The organism is Psychrobacter sp. Arc9 (genome assembly GCF_041431295.1).
In the GTDB taxonomy this organism is placed as follows: Bacteria; Pseudomonadota; Gammaproteobacteria; order Pseudomonadales; family Moraxellaceae; genus Psychrobacter.
On the sequence record NZ_JASMRK010000013.1, the window covers coordinates 25166 to 45543 of the forward strand.

Genomic DNA, 20378 nt, shown 5'->3' on the forward strand with positions numbered 1-20378 from the left:
AAGGCTGCGACATATTTGTATAGTGCTGAGCGAACAATATAGCGGTAAATAGCCCTTTGTTCATTAACATACACACTTTATACATAGTACTCAATACAAAAGATTGCTACACCAGTTCTCAAATAGGCTTGACGCTAAATATCTCCATATATATCAATACATTAGATTAAAAATCTCAGTCATACCATTAGAAAATATGACTCTTGACTTTTGCTACCTAATGACCATGCCGACACGATAACTGTTCACTATCGACTATTTTTTAGTGCACTCGCCAGCTCAGTTAACGTCACAAAGTTGCGACGAGTACCATCAGTATCGCTACTTGGTCTATCTGCGATACTACTTTTGGCAAGCTTAGTGCTATCACTGTACTGCCAATCATTAATATAATCGCTTTGAGTCAAGCGTTGACCGAACCCTGCTACTGCCATCGCAAACTGAGTATCGATACTGGCTTTGTTTAAAGCGTGGCTAGCTTTATTAATCGGTTGGCTAATCAGTTTGGAGCTACCACCTGTCGGTGCTTTATAACGAATCTTTAGATAGCCAAGCTCATTAGAATTCTGTTTACTACTCGAACTAGTACTAGCATTGCTGTCAGCATAACGGCGATCGCTATATAACCCTTTTTGTCCTTTTGGAGTTACCTCAAACAAAGCGATAACTGCCTTACCTGCCCCAAGCTCACCTGCATCAACTTTGTCATTATTGAAGTCTTCTTCAGCCAGTACGCGATTTTCATAACCAATCAAGCGCCACTCACTCACCACATCAGGATTAAAATCAACTTGGACTTTTACATCTTTAGCGACGGTGTTAAATGTCGCAGCTAACTCATCCCCAAAGACTTTTTTTGCTTCAGTTAAGCTGTCAATATAGCTGTAATTTCCATTGCCGTTGTCCGCCATCTGTTCCATCATGTGATCATTCAGATTACCACGACCGAAGCCAACGGTAGACAAAGAGATACCGCGATCGCGATTGGCTTTGACCAAATCAAGCATCTCATCGACATCAGTAATACCAACGTTAAAATCGCCATCCGTTAACATCATGATTCGATTGATACCATTCTTCTTTAGACCCTGCTCAGCTTGCCTGTAGGCCAATTTAAGAGCATCTTCCCCATTGGTCGAGCCTGAGGCATTTAATCCCTCGATTGCAGCCAATATTTTTGCTTTTTGGTCACCATTAGTCACAGGCAATGCCACACTAGTACTACCTGAATAGGTCACGATGCTGATACTGTCTTGGGCGCGCATTTGCTCTGTCAACAGCTTAAGCGATGACTGTGCCAATGGCAGTTTATCGCGCGACGACATAGAGCCTGACACATCTACTAAAAACACAAGGTTGGCAGGAGGCATAGACTGCTTATCCGTTTTTTGCGACCAGCTACTATCAACGGCCTTGATACCAACTTTGACGATTTTATTATCCTGATCTGCTCTATCCCAAGGTGAGTCTACTACTTCAGTTGACACAATAAACGGGGCGCTACCTAAGCGTTTGCCATCATCAAATTGATAGTTAAAATAATTAATCAATTCCTCTACCCGTACGGCATCAACAGGTGGTAGTTGACCCTCGTTTAAATAGCGGCGCACATTGGCGTAGCTGCCCGTATCGGTATCGATAGACAGGGTGGATACCGCCATATCCGTAGTTCGATGTACAGGATTGGCTGCGTTTTTTTGATAGTTGTCTTTTGCCTCTGGCGTGACTATGATGCTCGGTGATGGGCGTACGATACCTGTCTGTGCCGCAGAACGTATCATCATCTGTTGGCTGATGACTGATGGCCTCACACTGGGTGACGCCATGATAGACTCTGACATCACTGCTGCATCTTGATTGACTGTACTGCTTGTCTCGGTTGGTAGCGTTTTGCTCATTTGTGAAGAGCTACAGGCTGTCAATCCTAGACTGGCTATAGCAGTAATCAACAGCACATTTCTAGTAACGTTTTTCCCTAGGTGCTTACTTTCGTTTTTTAGAATTGTAGAGGCAGAAACTTGAGATAAAGGGTCAAATGACATAACAGAAATTCCTTATTGTAAGATAATTCAGTAGCGACTTGTCCATGTCAATATATGGTTAATGCTATTTAAATAGGCAAAGCAGACGCCTTATTTAGTCTATTAGCTGTCATACTTTCAGTTATTAATTTTGCATTAAAACTATTCTGTACCTACTGTTTTTGGATTGATGATAGACAAAATATCTTAAATAAAAAGGATTCAACCTTAAAACATCTATTAACCATATAAAAAACAAATATTAGATTTACTATACTTAATTTAATCTATAAAAGCTATGAATCACCACAGTAGAAAAAACTCCTATAAGCGCTTGTTTTAAGCACGTCACGAGATGTCGTATATTCTGACATACGTCTTTTTAATTGGTGCAATATCCTTTACGATAGCACTATCCTATTTGTATGCTTGAACCAATTATCTATACCTATTAAAACTGATAAGTGAATCCTATTTTATGTCTGATGTTATTGATCATACGATCGCCCCAATTATCCCCAATGAGCCGATGGATACTCGTTCAGTCGCAGAGTTCACTGAACAAGCCTATCTCAACTATGCCATGTACGTCATCATGGATCGGGCGCTACCAAATATCGCCGATGGTCTAAAACCTGTCCAGCGTCGCATCGTCTATGCCATGAGCGAGCTTGGGCTAAAGTCCTCTGCCAAGGCGAAGAAATCCGCGCGTACGGTCGGTGACGTATTGGGTAAATACCATCCGCATGGTGATAGCGCTTGTTATGAAGCTATGGTACTGATGGCACAGCCGTTCAGCTATCGCTATCCGCTTATCACTGGTCAAGGTAACTGGGGTAGCCCAGATGATCCGAAATCCTTTGCGGCAATGCGTTATACCGAAGCTAAAATGTCGGCTTATGCCAATACGTTGCTCGCAGAATTGGGACAAGGCACGGTCGATTGGCAAGATAACTTCGATGGTACGATGCAAGAGCCAACTACCCTACCTGCCCGCCTGCCTAATATCTTATTAAACGGTACGACAGGTATCGCGGTTGGCATGGCAACAGATATTCCACCGCATAACCTTAATGAAGTGGTACGCGCGGCTATTCGATTGCTCAAAAACCCAGAGCTGTCGGTTAAGCAGCTTACCCAATCGATACCTGCGCCTGACCTGCCAACGCCAGCGGAAATCATCACCAGCAAAAAAGATTTGCAAGCGATGTACGAGACTGGACGTGGCAGTTATAAGATGCGCGCCACCTTTCATGTTGACCCTAAAGAAAAAAACCTCGTCATCATTGATGCGCTTCCTTACCAAGTGTCAGGCAACAAAATCCAAGAGCAAATTGCTAAGCTTATGACCGATAAAAAGCTGCCTTGGGTGACGGATATTCATGATGAATCAGATCACGAAAACGCTTGTCGTATCGTCCTTGAGTTGCGCTCAACGCGAGTCGATGTCGATCGTGTCATGAGTCATCTATTTGCCAGTACTGACCTAGAAAGCAATTACCGCGTCAATATGAATATGATTGGCTTAAATGGTAAGCCGCAGGTGAAAAACTTAAAAGAAGTCTTGGAAGAATGGTTAATCTGTCGCCGCTCGGTGGTCACACGCCGTTTGCAATATCGCCTAGATAAAATTGATAAACGCTTGCATATCTTGGCGGGCTTGCTGATTGCTTATCTGAATATTGATGAAGTGATTCGCATTATTCGTGAAGAGGATGATCCAAAAGCAACCTTGATGCAGGATTATGACCTGACTGACATTCAAGCCAATGCTATCTTGGATATTCGTTTGCGTCAGTTGGCAAAATTAGAAGAGATTGAGCTGCGCCGCGAGCAGGATGAACTGGCTGCCGAACGTGCCATCATTCAAGAATACTTAGACAATCCAGACAGTCTAACCAATCTGATGATTGACGAGCTTGCTGCCGATATGAAAGAACATGGCAATGAGCGTGTATCACCATTGGCAGAACGCGAAGAAGCGCAGGCATTAAAAGAGTCAGATCTCGTACCAAGTGAGCCGGTCACTGCTATCTTATCAAAGGCAGGTTGGATTCGTGCCGCTAAGGGCCATGATGTCGATGCTGCTGGTATGAGTTACCGCTCAGGTGACAGCTATCAAGCGCACGTGCGCGGCAAATCAAACGAAAGGATTTACGTACTCGATAGTACGGGACGCAGCTATAGTATCGATGCGCACAACTTAGCGTCTGCGCGTGGTCAAGGTGATCCATTGACCAGTGTATTAAAGCCGCCAGCAGGCGCTAGCTTTGAGCAGCTACTAACGGGTGATAACGAGCAACGCATTATCCTTGCCAGCTCAGCAGGTTATGGTTTTATCAATACCATTGGTAATCTCGATAGCAACCAAAAAGCTGGTAAAAACGTTATTAACTTAGCAACTGATAGTCGCTTGCTCCCTGTTGCACGTATCGACGTACCAGTAGAGACGGCCGCCAATGCCGAAGGTGAAAATAGCAATATACGCGTGACACCTGATCATGTTGCCGTTGCAACCAATGCAGGGTATCTACTGATATTTGCCCTCGATGATTTGCCTGAACAAGCTCGCGGTAAAGGGAACAAACTTATTAAATTAAAAGACGGTGAAGAAGTGCTCGCAATCACACCACTTAGTCAGCAGGACAGCCTTGTCATTACTGCTGGCAAACGCCATGTGACACTCAAGCCAAATGATTTGGCTAACTATACGGGTGTTCGCGGTAATCGTGGTGGACAGCTGCCAAGAGGCTTTCAGAACGTGACGAGTGTTGAGATTGGCTAGTTTGACTAGTTAAATTTTGGAAACCCTAGTTCAAAATCTAGCTAATAAAATTAAACAGCTTAAAAAGCCGCCTACACAAACGTATAGGCGGCTTTTTTACGCTAATCAGAATCAAGAACTTATTTAAGACTTATTAGATACAGCATCCTCAAAGATCACTTTCAGGAAGCTTGTAATCTGAGTGCTTTTCATTAGATACGGATTAAAGTCAGCACCTGCCGAGAAGCTTTTTAGGGTATATGCTTCGTCTTCTGCACTTGATGTTAAATATTTTATTAAAAACCCATCCCACCTACGTTCTTCTATTTCCTCAATTTCACTGAGGTGGGGTACTAGGTAAGAGTACTCACTGATTAATTTTACTAGTATTTCATTGATAAGAGGTCTTGGACCTTCAATATTTTGAATAAAGTAATTGTCATTCACGACAAGCGCTGAGGTTACACCAATTTTTTCATTATTCCTTCGCCATTGCTCAAGCAGACGAGCCAACCCTATCCCATGATTACTGTCACTATTTCTGCCAATATACGTTAGGCTGAGAATGATATGCTCGCCATGTCTTTTTCTATTTTCTAAAGGTTGGCTGGTAGTGATATGCATAAGAAACCTTATTTATAAAAAATTATCTAAATCAAAAGATACTTTATAGACGGCTTTTTTACGCCAATTAAAATAGATGACTCTTATGATATGTAAATGCTACTCACTTAAAACCTATCGGATTCAGCCCCTTCAAATATCGCTGTCAAAAAGCTTTCAATCTGAGTACTTTTCATTAGATAAGGATTGTAGTCAGAGCCTGCTGAAAAGTTCTTTAGGGCATGCTCTTCGTCTTCAACACTTGAGGTTAGATGTTTAACTAAAAACCCATTCCATTGGCGCGATTCTATTTCCTCTATATTCACAATATTAGGGACAATAGTGGAATGCTCGTCAAGTATCTTTTCCAAGGCAGTATTGATAGCAGGTCTTGTTCCTTGGAAACTTTGAACGAAATAACCTTCGCTAATGACTAAAGCTGAAACGATATCGTTTTCTTCAAAATATCTGCGCCAGTACTCAAGTGCGCGAGTCAGCTCAATCCCCGAATCTAGATCGACATTTTTGGCGATATATGTCATGTGGATAAGAATATGTTCGCCATGCCTTTTTCTATCTTCTGAAGGTTGGCTTGCCGTTATGTTCATAAGAAACCTTATTTATAAAAAATTCATTCAAATCAAGGTATACTTTAAGATAAAGTATAATTAATAACGTTTTTTACCATTTGCTATGATTTTTTTAGATTTATAACATAGAAGTTTCAATGATATAGCATACCAATATTCATAGTAGTAAAATTATACTACAAAGTTGTCACGTTCAGTATCTTGGCATTATTCCAATAGTTAACAAGCCTAATCTATATTTTCCTATAGCCCTGCCTCAACGCACTTATACGACTAAGTCATGTTTACTTATAGACTAAACTCTACAAGGATTCATCAGGGTCTGTCATGTTTATTAAGTTAGCGTATTTATAGGTATATAAAACATAACCTACCCTCAATAAACAGCCGTCTACGCTATATATAAACAGTTTTGTATAAACGACTTTATTGCATACTAATTGAATAGCTAACGTATCAATACCGACCCATCTCAACTGTTGTCTCAGCAAGTACCGAATCACTTTGCCATGCTTGTACATCTACCGTATACAGATGGTTCTTGCCGCCAGAACAAGGTGGCTTATATGCACCGCCCGCCTCGCCTTTACGACTGCGGTATTCTGCAACCATCTCAATACCTACTGGTACTTCGTAAGTGTGACCAAATACTCGTGGCACTTCTGCGTTCGTAGCACCCTCTGGTAGTACAAACTCGACGATACCATGGCCACCATTCTGCATACGTTTGTTGCTTACATCGTTATAGACGAATACCAGGCTTTCCGCGCCTGCCGGAATGTTTGAAACAGTCATGCTAGGCGTGGCTGGACTTTTGCCACCATAGTTTAGACATTGCTGCCCCTCAGGTATTTTTTTGCCATCCCAAACAGCATCATTAAATTCAACATCCATTGCAAAAGTATTGGCAGATAAAGCCACTGTTGCCAAAACTGTAACCGATTTTAAGGTAAAGAATTTCATACTTATTCCTTTAGGTAGCTGATGCATTAATAACGAGAGTCCATCTTATTTGGTAGATTGTTTTTGATAATTGAATATAACTTTATAATACATAGACACGGTTAAGTTAATCATATCGTTTAGCATTTTTGTTAATCCTCTGGACAAGCAATGAGCGGTTCTACAGGCTACATCCAAATACTGTCTCAATAAGCATACTTGCAGCATCATAGGTTACTCGATAGGTATTTATCTGATTGGGTATGTTGTAGTAGTATCTGAATCATTGTATCTACACGACTAAAAATAATAGGATCATCATGTTTATTGAAGATAAGATTGCCAAAGAAAGTATGACTACTAAAATCTCGATCCCAAAAATCATCTTTTTTGACATCGATGATACCTTGAGCCGTAACGGCATTATCGCTGAACACAATAAAGCGACGCTTGAGCAGCTTGCAGATACCGATATTAAACTAGTGATTTCGACTGGCCGCTCTAAAGCCATATTGCCTGAAGACATTCTAGCGTTGCTTGATGCAGATATATTGGACGCCATTATTTGTATGAATGGACAATACAGTTTTGATAAAAGCGGCCGAATCAGCCACTACCCTTTAACTGCTGAACAGACAGATAAAATCGTACGCCTGTGCCAACAGAGTGATTTGATTCATAAGTTTGACTCTGCCACTCATATCGCGTGGTCAGGTGAAAATGAACGTTTACGCGAGTTCAATGCGGTCACGCCCAACTCGATCCTTGACCCTGAGTACTACAAATCAAATACCGTCTATCAATGCTCGGTATTCTTTAATAATCAGCAAGAAAAGATGCAAGACATCGATTTTGCCCAGTATGATTTAAAGCTGGTACATTGGCATCAGATTGGTGCCGATATATTGCCAGCAGAGGCATCAAAAGCTCGCGGCATCAAAGATGTATGCGAGTACTATGCGGTAGATGCAAGCGAGTGTATGGCATTCGGTGATGGTATGAATGACTTAGAAATGTTCGACTTGGTTGGATTTGCTGTGGCCATGGGAGATGCACAGCCAGCTTTAATAGAACGCGCTGACTTTGTCACTGGGACGATTGAAGAGTATGGTATTCAAACCGTGCTTAATCAGTTAGCAATGAAGTCGTAAGACTGTTCAGGCACATAAAGCCATTAATGTTCATTTAATTAACGTTCATTTTAAAAAAGCCCTTACTAATCGATTAGTAAGGGCTTTTTATTATGGTCTAATTTTATATAGAAAATACAAATGAAAGCTGGAGCGGTGATGACTCCAATACCTTATCGAGTATTCATTTCATCCCTTCTACCAATCCAATAGAGCGTTAAGGCCTCAGTTAAGGCCTCAGTTAAGGCATAGTCAATCCACCATCGACGGCGATAGATTGTCCAGTAATAGCCATGCTCAAATCAGACGCCATGAGCAATACTGAATTGGCAAAATCAGCTACCGAGGTTGCTTGGCGCAGCGGTGTTGTAGTCGCAATATAATCAAATACCTCTTCAGTGGTTAAGCTACTTGCGTCGGTAGTTTTTAATAATCCACCTGCCAGCAAATTAACCCGAATACCATATTGACCAAGTTCGCTCGCGAGATTGCGTGTTAGCCCAATCAACGCTGATTTAGCCGTGGTATAATCATAATAGGTCACCACTGGGTTGTAGACAAGATTGGTTGAGATATTAATAATTTTACCTACTTGCTGCGCTTTCATTTGCGGAAGCACTGCTTGCACCGTATTGACTGCGCCTTTAACAATACCGTCCATTTGTTGTGAAAAATGCGACCACTTTACTGTTTCAATACTGGTGTACGCAGCGCTTGGATTGAACTGATAATTCGGCAAAGCATTATTGACCAGTATATCGATACGTCCATGACGAGTGATGACTTCAGCTGCCATGGCTTGTACTTGCTCAAGCTCGGTGACATCCGCCTGATAAGCAAATGCTTGACCGCCTGTCGCGATGATATCAGCCACTACTGCCTCAGCAGCCTCTTTACTATTGAGGTAGTTGACGCAAACGATAGCGCCTGCGGCTGCCATTTGCTGTGCAATCTGTGCACCAAGCCCCCGACTGGCACCAGTGACTATGGCAACTTTATCCGTAAGCAATGCCGGTATAACTGAGTGGCTTTTATTGAAGGCGTTTTGAGTTGAGGTACTTTCGGTCATTGCGCTGTATCCTTTATTATTATGGTATGGTTGGTGTCTTAGAACCAAAGGCTGATATCTGCTTAAATGATGTTCGTCATACTTCGGCCTGCGCCAATCATAGCATGGTTATATACTATGTTTTTTCGATTCGAGGTTAGCAGCTCGCTAGCAATTCTACTCAGAATTAGCTGTCACTAAGTTAGTTTACTACCCATCTCATTAGCCCAACTGGCTATTTTTATTAGTATTATTGAGCATTGCCTTAATAATAACCCTTTAAATTGTATAAATTAATGACCATAATAGTTTTATTGGCCTTATTAGGCTTTTATCTTTTTGGCTTTTTTATTGAATTTTTCTGATTTGCATTATCTTTATTTAGGAGAGATATTTTGACCCATTTATCATCGTCCCATCCAACTACTCACACTTCGGCTAGTGTCAGTCGCATAGTGCCAAAAGCATTGTTAGCAGCGGCTGTCGGCTTGGTACTTGCCAGTTGTAGCAACTCTGACGATGCAGCGGATGGCAGCGCTGCGGCGAGCAATGAGACGCTGAACCTTTACAACTGGTCAGAATATATGCCGCAAGAAATTTTAGATGGCTTTGAAGAAGAGACTGGCATCTCAGTTAATTACACCACATTTGACTCTAACGAAGCGATGTATGCCAAGCTCAAACTACTCGATGATTCTAGTCAGTATGACTTAGCGATTCCATCGACTTATTACGTCGAAAAAATGGCGAAAGAAGGACTGTTGCAAGAACTAGACAAGTCTAAATTGAGCAATTTTAAAAACCTTGATACCTCATTTACCAATACCAAAGTCGATCCTGACAATAAGTACTCTATCCCTTATATGTGGGGCAGCACCGGTCTAGCCATTAACGGTGACAGTGTCGATCCGAAAACTGTCAATAGCTGGAATGACCTATGGGATCCTAAGTATAAAGGTCAGGTGATGCTGACTAACGACGTGCGTGAAGTCTTTGGTATGGCACTGCTGACTCTCGGCTACTCAGGTAATAGTAGCAATCCTGACGAAATCGAAGCCGCTTACGATAAGCTCACCACGTTGATGCCAAACGTCAAAACTTTTAACTCTGATGCAACACGTATGCCATATATCGAAGGTGAGACTGCGCTTGGTATGACATGGAATGGTGAAGCAGTCATGGCCAATGACGAAGGTTTGGCTAGCTTGGTTTATAAGTATCCAACTGAAGGCGCTATCTTATGGATGGACAATTTTGTCATTCCAAAAAATGCCAAGCAAGTTGATGCAGCACATAAATTTATTGATTACTTATTGCGTCCTGAAAATGCAAAAATCGTGAGTGAAGAGATCGGCTACGCATCACCAAACATAGCAGCGCGTGAGCTGATGGATGAGAGCGTCCAAAACAATCCAACGATTTATCCTTCTAAAGAAGTATTAGCAAAAGCTGAGTTCCAAGAAGATGTGGGCGACGAGGCATTGCAAGTGTATCAACAGTACTGGGACAAGCTAAAGACTGGTCGTTAATAGTTTTGATGTAGCACTTTAAAATAACGTAGTCTTTTAAAATAAAAACGCTGATCCTAAATGGTCAGCGTTTTTTTGCGCTATAAATGTAAATCTGTCTCGCCGCCCTGCTCTTTCATCCGGCGCTGCTCACGGCGCTGATAGCCCAAACCAGATGCAGCAAACCAATGCGGTTTCGATGTTTGTAATAAATCACTCAGCTGCTGCAACTGAGTCTGCAAGGTTTGGGTCAACCAAAAATAGCCCTGCCACTCAAATGCTAGGTGCTGTACGCTTGGATACTCCGAGACAGCAATACGAGTAATGGGTCGAAATACTTCATCGCTTGGACTACGTAATACCGCTGCTATATGCTGCATCGCTTGGGTTAGCTCATGCTGATAATGTACCAATAAAACATGGTTTTCTTCATCAATTTCGATATTTGCCAAACGCGGTGCCGCACTTAACAGTAAATCAATCGTCCCAATGATATTACGGTGGGTACGTTGAATCGTCTCTAGCGTTTCTTTTTCGATACCTGACTCACTTGCTGTCGCCGCAATATGTGGTCGCACAGCCAGCAGACGTTTATTGATCTGCTGTAACGCTGTGACCAACGCTCTATCAACGGGTACTTCCTTAACAGGAAAAGCTACTGGGTTTAACTTTTGAACAGAATCGTCCACTACTCCATCCGTTGCGTCAATATGATGACCTACGCCTGCATAGAGACTACTACACGCGTCAAGGTTACTACTCAATAAGAACCGCCACATCAACGTTGATTTGAGCGGCAAAATCAGCGTCACTGCTACCGAAACGCCTGTCCCCAGTAAGATATTTAATGCGCGGTAGATACCATCTTGACCAATGCTATTATTGCCTAAATCAGAGACAATCATCAACATAGTGATACCCGTTAGCAGCCCTGTATACCCAAGCTGCCTGACGGCTAGATAGCCAATGATGCCGCTGAGCAGACCAATGAGCGCATAGTCCACCCACAACCATGCGCCTGCGTTCTGATTAAACCATAACACCCCAAGCGCAGTACCAATACCTAACAAAGTACCAATCACGCGCTCTTTCGCCTTAGTATAAATAGCGCCTTGGTATTGTAATAACCCTAGAATGATAAATACGGTAATAGTCGTCCATTCACCGTGCGGAAGGTTGGTGATTTTATTTACCAATAAAGCCAGTATCACAGCCGTACCTAGGCGGGTGGCATGTAGGATATCTGCATGTTGGTAGCGAACATAGGGTTCGACAAATGGAGCAATAATACGCTGATAAAGGGTGGGTTTCACGCAAGGCTACTCTTTTTGGGTGGAATATTTAAGTGAGATATTTTGATAAAAAATTATTAAAAAATATCACTAACTAGCGGTAAGTATAAGTTGATATTCTATCAGCAAAATGACGGACAAAAAATAACGCCTTTTACCTATTATTCACAGGTAAAAGGCGTTATAAAAAATATCCTAGCACACTATATTGAAATCTACGCTATTGAAGATTATTCACCAAATGACTCATCGAATTACTTATCAAGATCTGCGTCAGTGTTAGTGTTAGTGTTAGTGTTAGTGAATAATAGTCTATTACGCTAGCGTATTACACTTCTAGGTAGTCTAGAATACCTTCCGCAGCTTCACGGCCTTCCCAAATCGCTGTCACAACCAAATCAGAACCACGCACCATATCGCCACCAGCGAAGATTTTAGGATTTTGGGTCTGGAATTTGAAGATTTGCTTTTCGGCTGCTAGTACGCGACCAGAGCTGTCCATCCCCACTTGTTGAGACTCAAACCAATCAGCAGGACTTGGTCTAAAACCAAAGGCCATGATGACTGCATCACATGGGATGATCTCTTCAGAATTAGGGATTGGCTCAGGGCGTTGACGACCACGGTTGTCTGGTGCACCCAGCTGAGTAGTAACGACTTTTACGCCGTTAACTTTACCGTTTAAGCCAATGATTTCGGTTGGCTGACGATTGAATAAGAACTCAACGCCTTCCTCGCGAGCATTGACCACTTCACGGCGTGAACCAGGCATGTTTTCCTCGTCACGGCGATAGGCACAAACTACTTTTTCGGCGCCTTGACGGATACTGGTACGGTTACAGTCCATTGCGGTATCACCGCCACCGAGTACCACCACCTTTTTACCTTTAAAGTCGATGTACTCTTCAGCGTCTTTTTCCCAGTCATTGCAACGGTTCACGTTCGCAATCAGGTAATCTAGTGCATCGTAGACGCCTGTCAGCTCTTCACCAGCAAAGCCGCCGCGCATATAGGTGTATGTACCCATACCCATAAATACCGCGTCATAGTCAGCCAATAGCTCATCAATCGTGACGTCTGTACCAATCTCTGTCTCTAAACGGAATTCGATACCCATGTCTTCAAAGATCACGCGGCGATTGCGCATGACATCTTTTTCCATTTTGAACTCAGGGATGCCAAATGTTAGTAAGCCGCCAATCTCAGGGCGCTTATCAAAGACAACTGGTTTGACACCATTTCTGACCAAGATATCTGCGCAACCTAAACCTGCTGGTCCTGCGCCAATGATAGCGACTTTTTTGTCTGTCCAAACGACTTCAGACATATCTGGACGCCAGCCAAGTGCAAACGCGGTATCGTTGATATATTTTTCGACATTACCAATGGTCACTGCACCAAAACCATCATTTAACGTACAAGCGCCTTCACACAGACGATCTTGTGGGCAAACTCGTCCGCACACTTCAGGCAAGGTATTAGTACGGTGGCACAATTCAGCTGCCTGAAATATCTGGCCTTCTGTGGCCAGTTTTAGCCAGTTAGGGATATAGTTGTGTACTGGACATTTCCATTCGCAGTACGGGTTACCACACTCAAGACAACGATGCGCTTGCTGAGCAACAGCTTCGTTTTCGAAAGGTTTATAAATTTCAACAAACTCTGTTGAACGTGTTGCAATGTCTTTTTTGGTTGGATCAAATCTTGGTATATCTAAAAACTGGAAGTTATTTTCTAAGCGTTTTGCCATGGTGCTATCTCTTTTATATAAGGCTCTTTTGCAGTGGGTGGCGACAGTCAGCGATGTTTTGTTTGTCTAAAATTTAAGACATATACCGCTGCTGTCACTTACCTGCTGAAAACCTGTGAGTTAAAACGTCTCTAAAAACGGAACGCTGGCTAACCTAATCAAAGCGAATGCCGATCCATCAATACAATCCATCAATACATTCTATCAATGCAATCCATTGATACGATAGGCAGTTACGTATCGGCTATTGTGGGTCGGCCATGGTAGTTTTAAGAAGGCTTGCAATGTTCGCCGCTTTTGGCTTAACCAAATAGAATTTACGAACATAGTGCTCAAAGTCGTTCAGAATTGTCTGACCCCATGCACTGCCTGTTTTATCTACATGAGCTTCAATCACTTGTTGCAAATGAATGCGATGCTCTTCTGTTTGCTCGCTTGAAATACGGTTTAGATCGATTAGCTCATGGTTGCAACGGTCAAAGAAGTCGCCTTCCATATCGAGTACATACGCAAAACCACCCGTCATACCAGCACCGAAGTTAAGTCCAGTACGGCCCAAAATCGTGACGATACCGCCAGTCATATATTCACAGCAATGGTCGCCTGTGCCTTCGATAACTGCGTGTGCGCCAGAGTTACGGACGCCAAAACGCTCACCTGCAGTACCAGCAGCATATAGCTTACCGCCAGTTGCACCATAGAGACAGGTATTACCGATGATGGCCGTTTCTTGTGCTATAAAGTTTGAGTCTTTTGGCGGATAAATAACAATCTCACCGCCTGCCATACCTTTGCCCACATAGTCATTGGCATCACCTTCAAGCTCGATATTTAAACCGCCAGCATTCCACACACCCAAACTTTGTCCTGCAGTACCAGTTAAACGAAGTTTGATTGGCATATCGCTCATGCCAAGGTTGCCCCAGACTTGCGCAATCTCACCAGAAATACGAGCACCGATAGAGCGGTCACAGTTACCAACGAAATAGCTATAATCGCCGCCTGCCCCTTTGCGAATGTTCACAAGCATATCGCTAATCATCTGCTCAGCAAGCAAACCTTTATCAAACGGCTCATTACGCTCAACCTGACAAGTTTGTGCTTTGCCTACGCTGGCTGGGTGACTAAATAGCAATGGCGTTAAATCAAGATGACGCTGCTTATCCGTATTACCTTCTAAGATATCAAGCAAGTCAGTACGACCAACCAGCTCTTCCATACTACGAACACCTAGCGCTGCCAACCATTCACGTGTTTCGGTCGCGACAAACTTAAAGAAGTTAATCAGCATTTCTGCTTCGCCAATGAAATGCTCATCACGCAGCTTGGCTTTTTGAGTAGCAACACCTGTCGGACAGTTGTTTAAATGGCAAATACGTAGGTACTTACAACCAACTGCAATCATCGGTGTGGTACCAAAGCCAAAGCTCTCTGCACCCAAGATAGCAGCTTTTACTACATCCAGTCCTGTTTTTAGACCACCGTCAGTCTGGACACGTACCTTATCACGTAACCCATTCACTCGTAGAGACTGGTGAGTCTCAGCCAAACCTAGCTCCCATGGCGAGCCTGCATGATGGATAGACGATAGCGGAGACGCTGCCGTACCACCGTCATAGCCCGAGATAGTAATCAAATCGGCATAGGCTTTTGCAACGCCTGTCGCGATCGTACCAACACCTGGACGTGAGACCAATTTAACCGATACCAATGCATCTGGATTGACTTGTTTTAAATCAAAAATCAGCTGTGCCAAATCTTCGATAGAATAAATATCGTGATGCGGCGGCGGTGAAATCAAGGTCACACCTGGCACTGAATAACGCAAACGTGCAATCAGCGCGTTGACTTTACCACCAGGTAGCTGTCCACCTTCACCAGGCTTGGCACCTTGGGCTACTTTAATCTGCATGACTTCAGCGGAGCGAAGATAAGCAGGCGTTACCCCAAAACGACCAGAAGCAACTTGCTTAATTTTTGAGTTACGCAATGTGCCATAACGTGCAGGATCTTCACCGCCCTCACCAGAGTTTGAGCGACCACCGATGGTATTCATAGCCATCGCAATCGACTCATGCGCTTCAGGAGATAGCGCGCCTAAAGACATGCCAGCTGAGTCAAAACGCGTCAAGATTTCAGAGATATCTTCCACTTCATTGACATCGATACTGTTGTCAGTTTTCAGTTGCAACAAATCACGTAAAGTAGCAACCGGACGGCTATTAACTAGATCCGCATAATTACGGTAATTATCGTAATCACCAGTACGTACTGCAGTATGCAGGCTGTTAATCACATCAGGATTAAAGGCATGGTACTCTTTGTTGAAGACAAATTTGAGCAAACCACCCTGATCTAGAGGAGCGCGTCGCTTAAACGCATTGGCAGCCAATTGTGCTTGATCAGCAGCAAGGTCTGCAAAGGTAGCGCCTTTAATACGGCTTTGTACGCCTTTAAAGCATAAATTGACGACTTCTTCTGAAAGACCGACTGCTTCAAACAACTGCGCGCCGCGATACGACACAATGGTAGAGATACCCATTTTTGATAAGATTTTTAGCAAACCTTTATCCAAGCCTTTGCGGAAATTAACACGGGCTTGAATCGGATCACCAAGTAGCTCACCAGTAGCAACCAAATCATCAATGACATCATATGCTAGATATGGATATACACAAGTTGCACCAAAGCCGATCAATACCGCTATTTGATGCGAGTCACGAGCAAGACCTGTCTCAATGATTAAATTAGCATCGGTACGGATACCTTGCGCGATTAGATAATGATGCACAGCACCAGTAACCATAATGGCATTGGCGGGTACTTTGTCTGCATCGATATCTTTATCAGACAAGACAATCAACGTATTACCTGAGCGAATGTTATCTGCCACTTGCTCACAAATAGCCACGATAGCATCAGATAGCTCTAAAGTACGGTCATAGTTCAGATCAATACGAGCCATCTTGAATGCTGGATCATCCAAAGTTTCAAGCTGCTGCATCTTGCTGGCTGACAATACTGGCGATGACAAAATAATACGATGAGCGTCTCTTGCAGATGGCGCAAATACGTTAGTCTCAGCGCCTAAACAGGTCTGCAACGACATTACGATTGATTCACGTAATGGATCGATTGGCGGATTGGTCACCTGTGCAAACTGTTGACGGAAGAAATCACCGACATGGCGAATTTGCTGCGACAGTACAGCCATTGGCGTATCGTCACCCATTGAGCCGACTGGTTCTTGACCATTTTCAGCATTAGGGCGAATGATTTCTGTGCGCTCTTCATTGGTGATGTGATACATCTTTTGTAGCGCTTTTAGCTTATCACCGCGGCACGCTTGCGTTGCCAACGTCTCTTCTAGACGTTCATCATCACGAACACGCGTTGCTTCTTCACGCAACCATTTGCGATATGGATGCGCCGTTTTTAGTAAAGTTGCAATAGCTGTCGTATCTAGAATTTGACCAGTCAACGTGTCAATGACCAGCATTTGACCAGGTCCAACGCGACCTTTTGCCAGTACATCTTGTGGCTCATAATCCCAAACACCCACTTCTGACGCAACAGTGATATAGCCGTTCTTGGTGGTTACCCAACGTGACGGGCGCAAACCGTTTCTATCGAGCATACAGACCGCATAGCGTCCATCCTGAATAACTAGACCTGCTGGACCGTCCCACGCTTCCATATGCTGTGAGTAAAACTCATAAAACGCACGCAGATCCATATCCATGCTATCAACGTTCTGCCACGCTGGGGGTACCAAGATAGACATTGCATGGAATAGGTTCATACCGCCAGACATAAGCACTTCGAGCATGTTATCTAAGCTTGATGAATCTGAACCGGTACTATTTACAAGTGGTGTCAACTCATTCAAGTTAGGCAGTTTGTCTGATTTCAGCTTGGGCGTACGGGCTTTAGACCAGTTGCGGTTACCTGTAATGGTATTTAACTCACCATTGTGCGCAAGATAACGGAATGGCTGTGCCAGTGGCCAGCGCGGCAAGGTATTGGTTGAGAAACGCTGATGGAATACTACGATATGTGACGCCAAACGCTCATCTTGCAAATCCAAGAAAAACGCTGGTAAGTCTGAAGGCATTACCAAGCCTTTGTAAATAATAGTCTGACAACTCAATGAACATACATAGAATAGCTCATCATCCGTCAAACGCTGCTCTGCTTTTTTGCGTGCAACAAATAACTTACGGTTGAAATCATCAGCAGCCAAGTCATCTGGCGCATTAACGAACACTTGCTTAAAGTCTGGCAATGTCTCACGACCAATCTCACCAACAATACTCAAGTCGAGTGGTACATCACGCCAGCCAGCCACTTCTAATCCTTGGGCGGTAATCTCATCGCTCAATACTTGTTGGCTATGCTTGGCTTTATCGCTATCTAAATTAACGAACACCATACCGACAGCAAAGTTGTCCGTAATGGCAAATTGCTGCTCGTCAGCAATCTGTTTAAAGAAATCGGTAGGCGTCGCTAATAGCAAGCCACAACCATCACCAGTTCTACCGTCAGCAGCAACACCGCCGCGATGTGTCATACAACTTAAACTATGAATGGCAGTTTTTACCAAATCATGGCTCGCTTCACCCTCAATATGGGCAATTAGGCCAAAACCGCAATTATCAGAAAAATCATCTGGCGTGGCCAGGTGTGTTTGTGAGGAAATCATTGACATAGCTTGTCCTTTTAAGTAGACGGGCAACTTACATTTCCAATGCGGAGTATAAGTTGGTACCCGTAAGCAGAACGGGCTGATAGTGGATATTCGTGTGTTCGAATTGGCAAATAGCGCAATGCTCGATAGACATCATACTCTAAGAGAAAGTAAAACCCTTGACCCTCCTGGTCATTAGCTGATGTCTTGACATGTGGTCCGTGTATCAAAAGATAGTAAGTAGCAGCCCTTGGCAACGGGAGAATCTACGCCCTTAAATGCCAGTTACTCAATCAGTGATATCTAATGCCATTCATTTAAGCATCATTTGTTATGTTGTCATGTCTAGCATTTAAAGCTAAGCATACAATAACTTAATAACAGTGCACTTGTTTATCTTGAATATCTGACGCTCTGTATTCAAGCACTTTGTTTACCCTAAAAAGAGTGACAATAAGAGAGGTTGCGTCACTTACGATAACCTAATTATGGATAGTAAGTAACCGCGCTTGAGACAATAATATTTAGTAAAGAACTCTAAAAACTAAGAAAAAACCACTAAATAGTTGTTAAATAGACATTTTTTACGATAACTATACAGAACGTCGCCCACAGTTATATTAGTTAATGATTGTCGAAAAATCTAGTCTTTTCTATCGATTCATTAGCCATAAATTGTAAGAGGACTTATTACTATTGGTTATAAGACAAATAAAACTGCTATTAAAATTTTAATGTAAACCATATAAACGACATTTAGCAAAAGGCCTTGATAATACTTAACAGTAGTAGCTTGCCGCTTATTGTGACGATAAAACTATTTTGTATAGTGCTAAAAAAACCCACTAACCAAATCGCTAGTGGGTTAAATTAATCAGACAAAAACTAATTACTCTTATCTTCTATTAGCGCTTTTATACTGTCGCTATTATTTTTGGGAGGATTTGCGTTAGCACTTTTGCCATTAGCATTTGAATTATTATTTGTGCTACTAGGGGGCTTAGGCGTTGGCACGACTGGGGGCTTCTTACTGGTACTGCTCTCCGCCGGTGCCGCAGGCTTTTTGTTTTCTGGCGCAGGCTTACTTGCGTTATTTTCGTCTTTTGACGATGCTTCAGATATTGTCTGCGTCTCACCACCAACCGTACGCTCTTCGCTAACAGATAATGTGGCAGAGGTATCTACCGACTGACGAATACTCTCTTGAGCGGTGCTACTATTAGCGCTTTCTTGGTTACCTCGATTACTGTTAGCATTAGCTGCTTGAGCAGCGGCGTCATCAGCTTCTTCTTGCAAACGAGCAGGCACTTCACGCTTGGTAGGTTTTAAATCGACGGCACGTGTACGTTTTGTACTTAGATCTTTTACTGGATCAGGACGCTCATAGTTATCAATGATACTGACATATCGATTAATCTCTTCTGGCAGTACACGTACGTTTGTAGGTAACTTAAAGTCTATTAACTTTGCGGCTCCTACTGCTTCTTGCGGGCTACTCATAATCCCATAAGTCAGCATATAACGGACTTGCTTTTCATCATCCAGATAACGGAAGTAAGCAAATTTATCGCGATCTTGACGGCCTTCTAAGTAGCTAACAATCACATCGTTTTCAGCGACATTCATTACTTGAACAGTCCACTTGCCTTTATTAGCCAGCAGATAACGCTTGTCTTTAAACTCATCAGGATAATCGCGCAAATCCCGAATCGTTGCATCAAAGTTAATCGGTTGTACATCCGTATCTAGCTCATGCAGCGATTCGACTTTTAGTGGTTGTTCAAACTCTTCATTCAAAATCTCTGGCGCTGATATCGGTGCATTTTCAATTTTGGCACCCATGGCTGGCGTTTGACTAAACATCCATACTAACGCTGTGACCACCCCTAAAAGTAGGGTCACTATTAGCCAAATCAGTGCTTGACGACTGTATGATTGGCTAGCAGTACGCGTTTTTGTTTTTGATGTTGCCATGAGGCGGTCCTTGGTAAACACATGTTTTACAGCATAATATAAATGCTTATTCAAACAGAGGTACAGCTA

At 43.0% G+C, this 20378-nt stretch carries 12 protein-coding genes; 3 read left to right on the forward strand and 9 right to left on the reverse strand.

Annotated features, from left to right (window positions below; translation table 11 throughout):
- Positions 1 to 248: 248 nt before the first annotated feature.
- Positions 249 to 2042 carry a von Willebrand factor type A domain-containing protein gene (locus QO187_RS08660; RefSeq protein ID WP_371548038.1) on the reverse strand — a complete coding sequence of 598 codons (1794 nt, stop codon included), beginning with the start codon at positions 2040 to 2042 and terminating at the stop codon, positions 249 to 251.
- Positions 2043 to 2499: 457 nt separating this feature from the next.
- Here QO187_RS08660 and parC point away from each other — a divergent pair, with 457 nt between their 5' ends.
- A complete protein-coding gene (parC, locus tag QO187_RS08665) occupies positions 2500 to 4806 on the forward strand; it encodes a DNA topoisomerase IV subunit A (protein WP_371548040.1) in 2307 nt (768 codons plus the stop codon).
- 123 nt (positions 4807 to 4929) lie between these two features.
- On the opposite strand, the gene QO187_RS08670 is transcribed toward parC, so the two are convergent.
- The 3 genes from QO187_RS08670 to QO187_RS08680 form a co-directional block, all read right to left on the reverse strand.
- Complete coding sequence (locus QO187_RS08670) at positions 4930 to 5409, reverse strand: BLUF domain-containing protein (protein WP_371548042.1); 480 nt, start codon at positions 5407 to 5409, stop codon at positions 4930 to 4932.
- A 107-nt stretch (positions 5410 to 5516) separates the two neighbouring features.
- Positions 5517 to 5996: a BLUF domain-containing protein gene (locus tag QO187_RS08675; RefSeq protein ID WP_371548043.1), complete on the reverse strand. Its 480-nt coding sequence runs from the start codon at positions 5994 to 5996 to the stop codon at positions 5517 to 5519.
- 438 nt (positions 5997 to 6434) lie between these two features.
- Entirely contained in the window at positions 6435 to 6941 is a 507-nt protein-coding gene (locus tag QO187_RS08680; protein ID WP_102093180.1) for a hypothetical protein, read from the reverse strand.
- Between the two features lie 299 nt (positions 6942 to 7240).
- Between QO187_RS08680 and QO187_RS08685 the strand changes: the two genes are divergently transcribed.
- Positions 7241 to 8071: a Cof-type HAD-IIB family hydrolase gene (locus QO187_RS08685; RefSeq protein WP_102093181.1), complete on the forward strand. Its 831-nt coding sequence runs from the start codon at positions 7241 to 7243 to the stop codon at positions 8069 to 8071.
- A gap of 220 nt (positions 8072 to 8291) precedes the next feature.
- Here the strand turns inward: QO187_RS08685 and QO187_RS08690 are convergent, their stop codons facing one another.
- Complete coding sequence (locus QO187_RS08690; protein ID WP_371548045.1) at positions 8292 to 9119, reverse strand: 3-oxoacyl-ACP reductase; 828 nt, start codon at positions 9117 to 9119, stop codon at positions 8292 to 8294.
- Positions 9120 to 9493: 374 nt separating this feature from the next.
- Here QO187_RS08690 and QO187_RS08695 point away from each other — a divergent pair, with 374 nt between their 5' ends.
- Positions 9494 to 10627, forward strand: coding sequence for a PotD/PotF family extracellular solute-binding protein (locus tag QO187_RS08695; protein WP_371548046.1), 1134 nt, complete (start codon positions 9494 to 9496; stop codon positions 10625 to 10627).
- 80 nt (positions 10628 to 10707) lie between these two features.
- Here QO187_RS08695 and QO187_RS08700 read toward each other — a convergent pair whose 3' ends face one another.
- From QO187_RS08700 to QO187_RS08715, 4 genes are all read right to left on the reverse strand, one after another.
- A complete protein-coding gene (locus QO187_RS08700) occupies positions 10708 to 11919 on the reverse strand; it encodes an FUSC family protein (RefSeq protein ID WP_371548048.1) in 1212 nt (403 codons plus the stop codon).
- Positions 11920 to 12226: 307 nt separating this feature from the next.
- A complete protein-coding gene (locus QO187_RS08705; protein WP_102093184.1) occupies positions 12227 to 13648 on the reverse strand; it encodes a glutamate synthase subunit beta in 1422 nt (473 codons plus the stop codon).
- 244 nt (positions 13649 to 13892) lie between these two features.
- Complete coding sequence (gene gltB, locus QO187_RS08710; RefSeq protein WP_102093185.1) at positions 13893 to 18356, reverse strand: glutamate synthase large subunit; 4464 nt, start codon at positions 18354 to 18356, stop codon at positions 13893 to 13895.
- A gap of 864 nt (positions 18357 to 19220) precedes the next feature.
- Positions 19221 to 20309: a hypothetical protein gene (locus tag QO187_RS08715; RefSeq protein ID WP_102093186.1), complete on the reverse strand. Its 1089-nt coding sequence runs from the start codon at positions 20307 to 20309 to the stop codon at positions 19221 to 19223.
- Positions 20310 to 20378 lie beyond the last annotated feature (69 nt).

Coding starts and splice junctions, on each gene's coding strand:
- QO187_RS08660 (WP_371548038.1), bottom strand. CDS start 2,042: ATGTCATTTGACCCTTTATCTCAAGTTTCTGCCTCTACAATTCTAAAA.
- parC (WP_371548040.1), top strand. CDS start 2,500: ATGTCTGATGTTATTGATCATACGATCGCCCCAATTATCCCCAATGAG.
- QO187_RS08670 (WP_371548042.1), bottom strand. CDS start 5,409: ATGCATATCACTACCAGCCAACCTTTAGAAAATAGAAAAAGACATGGC.
- QO187_RS08675 (WP_371548043.1), bottom strand. CDS start 5,996: ATGAACATAACGGCAAGCCAACCTTCAGAAGATAGAAAAAGGCATGGC.
- QO187_RS08680 (WP_102093180.1), bottom strand. CDS start 6,941: ATGAAATTCTTTACCTTAAAATCGGTTACAGTTTTGGCAACAGTGGCT.
- QO187_RS08685 (WP_102093181.1), top strand. CDS start 7,241: ATGTTTATTGAAGATAAGATTGCCAAAGAAAGTATGACTACTAAAATC.
- QO187_RS08690 (WP_371548045.1), bottom strand. CDS start 9,119: ATGACCGAAAGTACCTCAACTCAAAACGCCTTCAATAAAAGCCACTCA.
- QO187_RS08705 (WP_102093184.1), bottom strand. CDS start 13,648: ATGGCAAAACGCTTAGAAAATAACTTCCAGTTTTTAGATATACCAAGA.
- gltB (WP_102093185.1), bottom strand. CDS start 18,356: ATGTCAATGATTTCCTCACAAACACACCTGGCCACGCCAGATGATTTT.
- QO187_RS08715 (WP_102093186.1), bottom strand. CDS start 20,309: ATGGCAACATCAAAAACAAAAACGCGTACTGCTAGCCAATCATACAGT.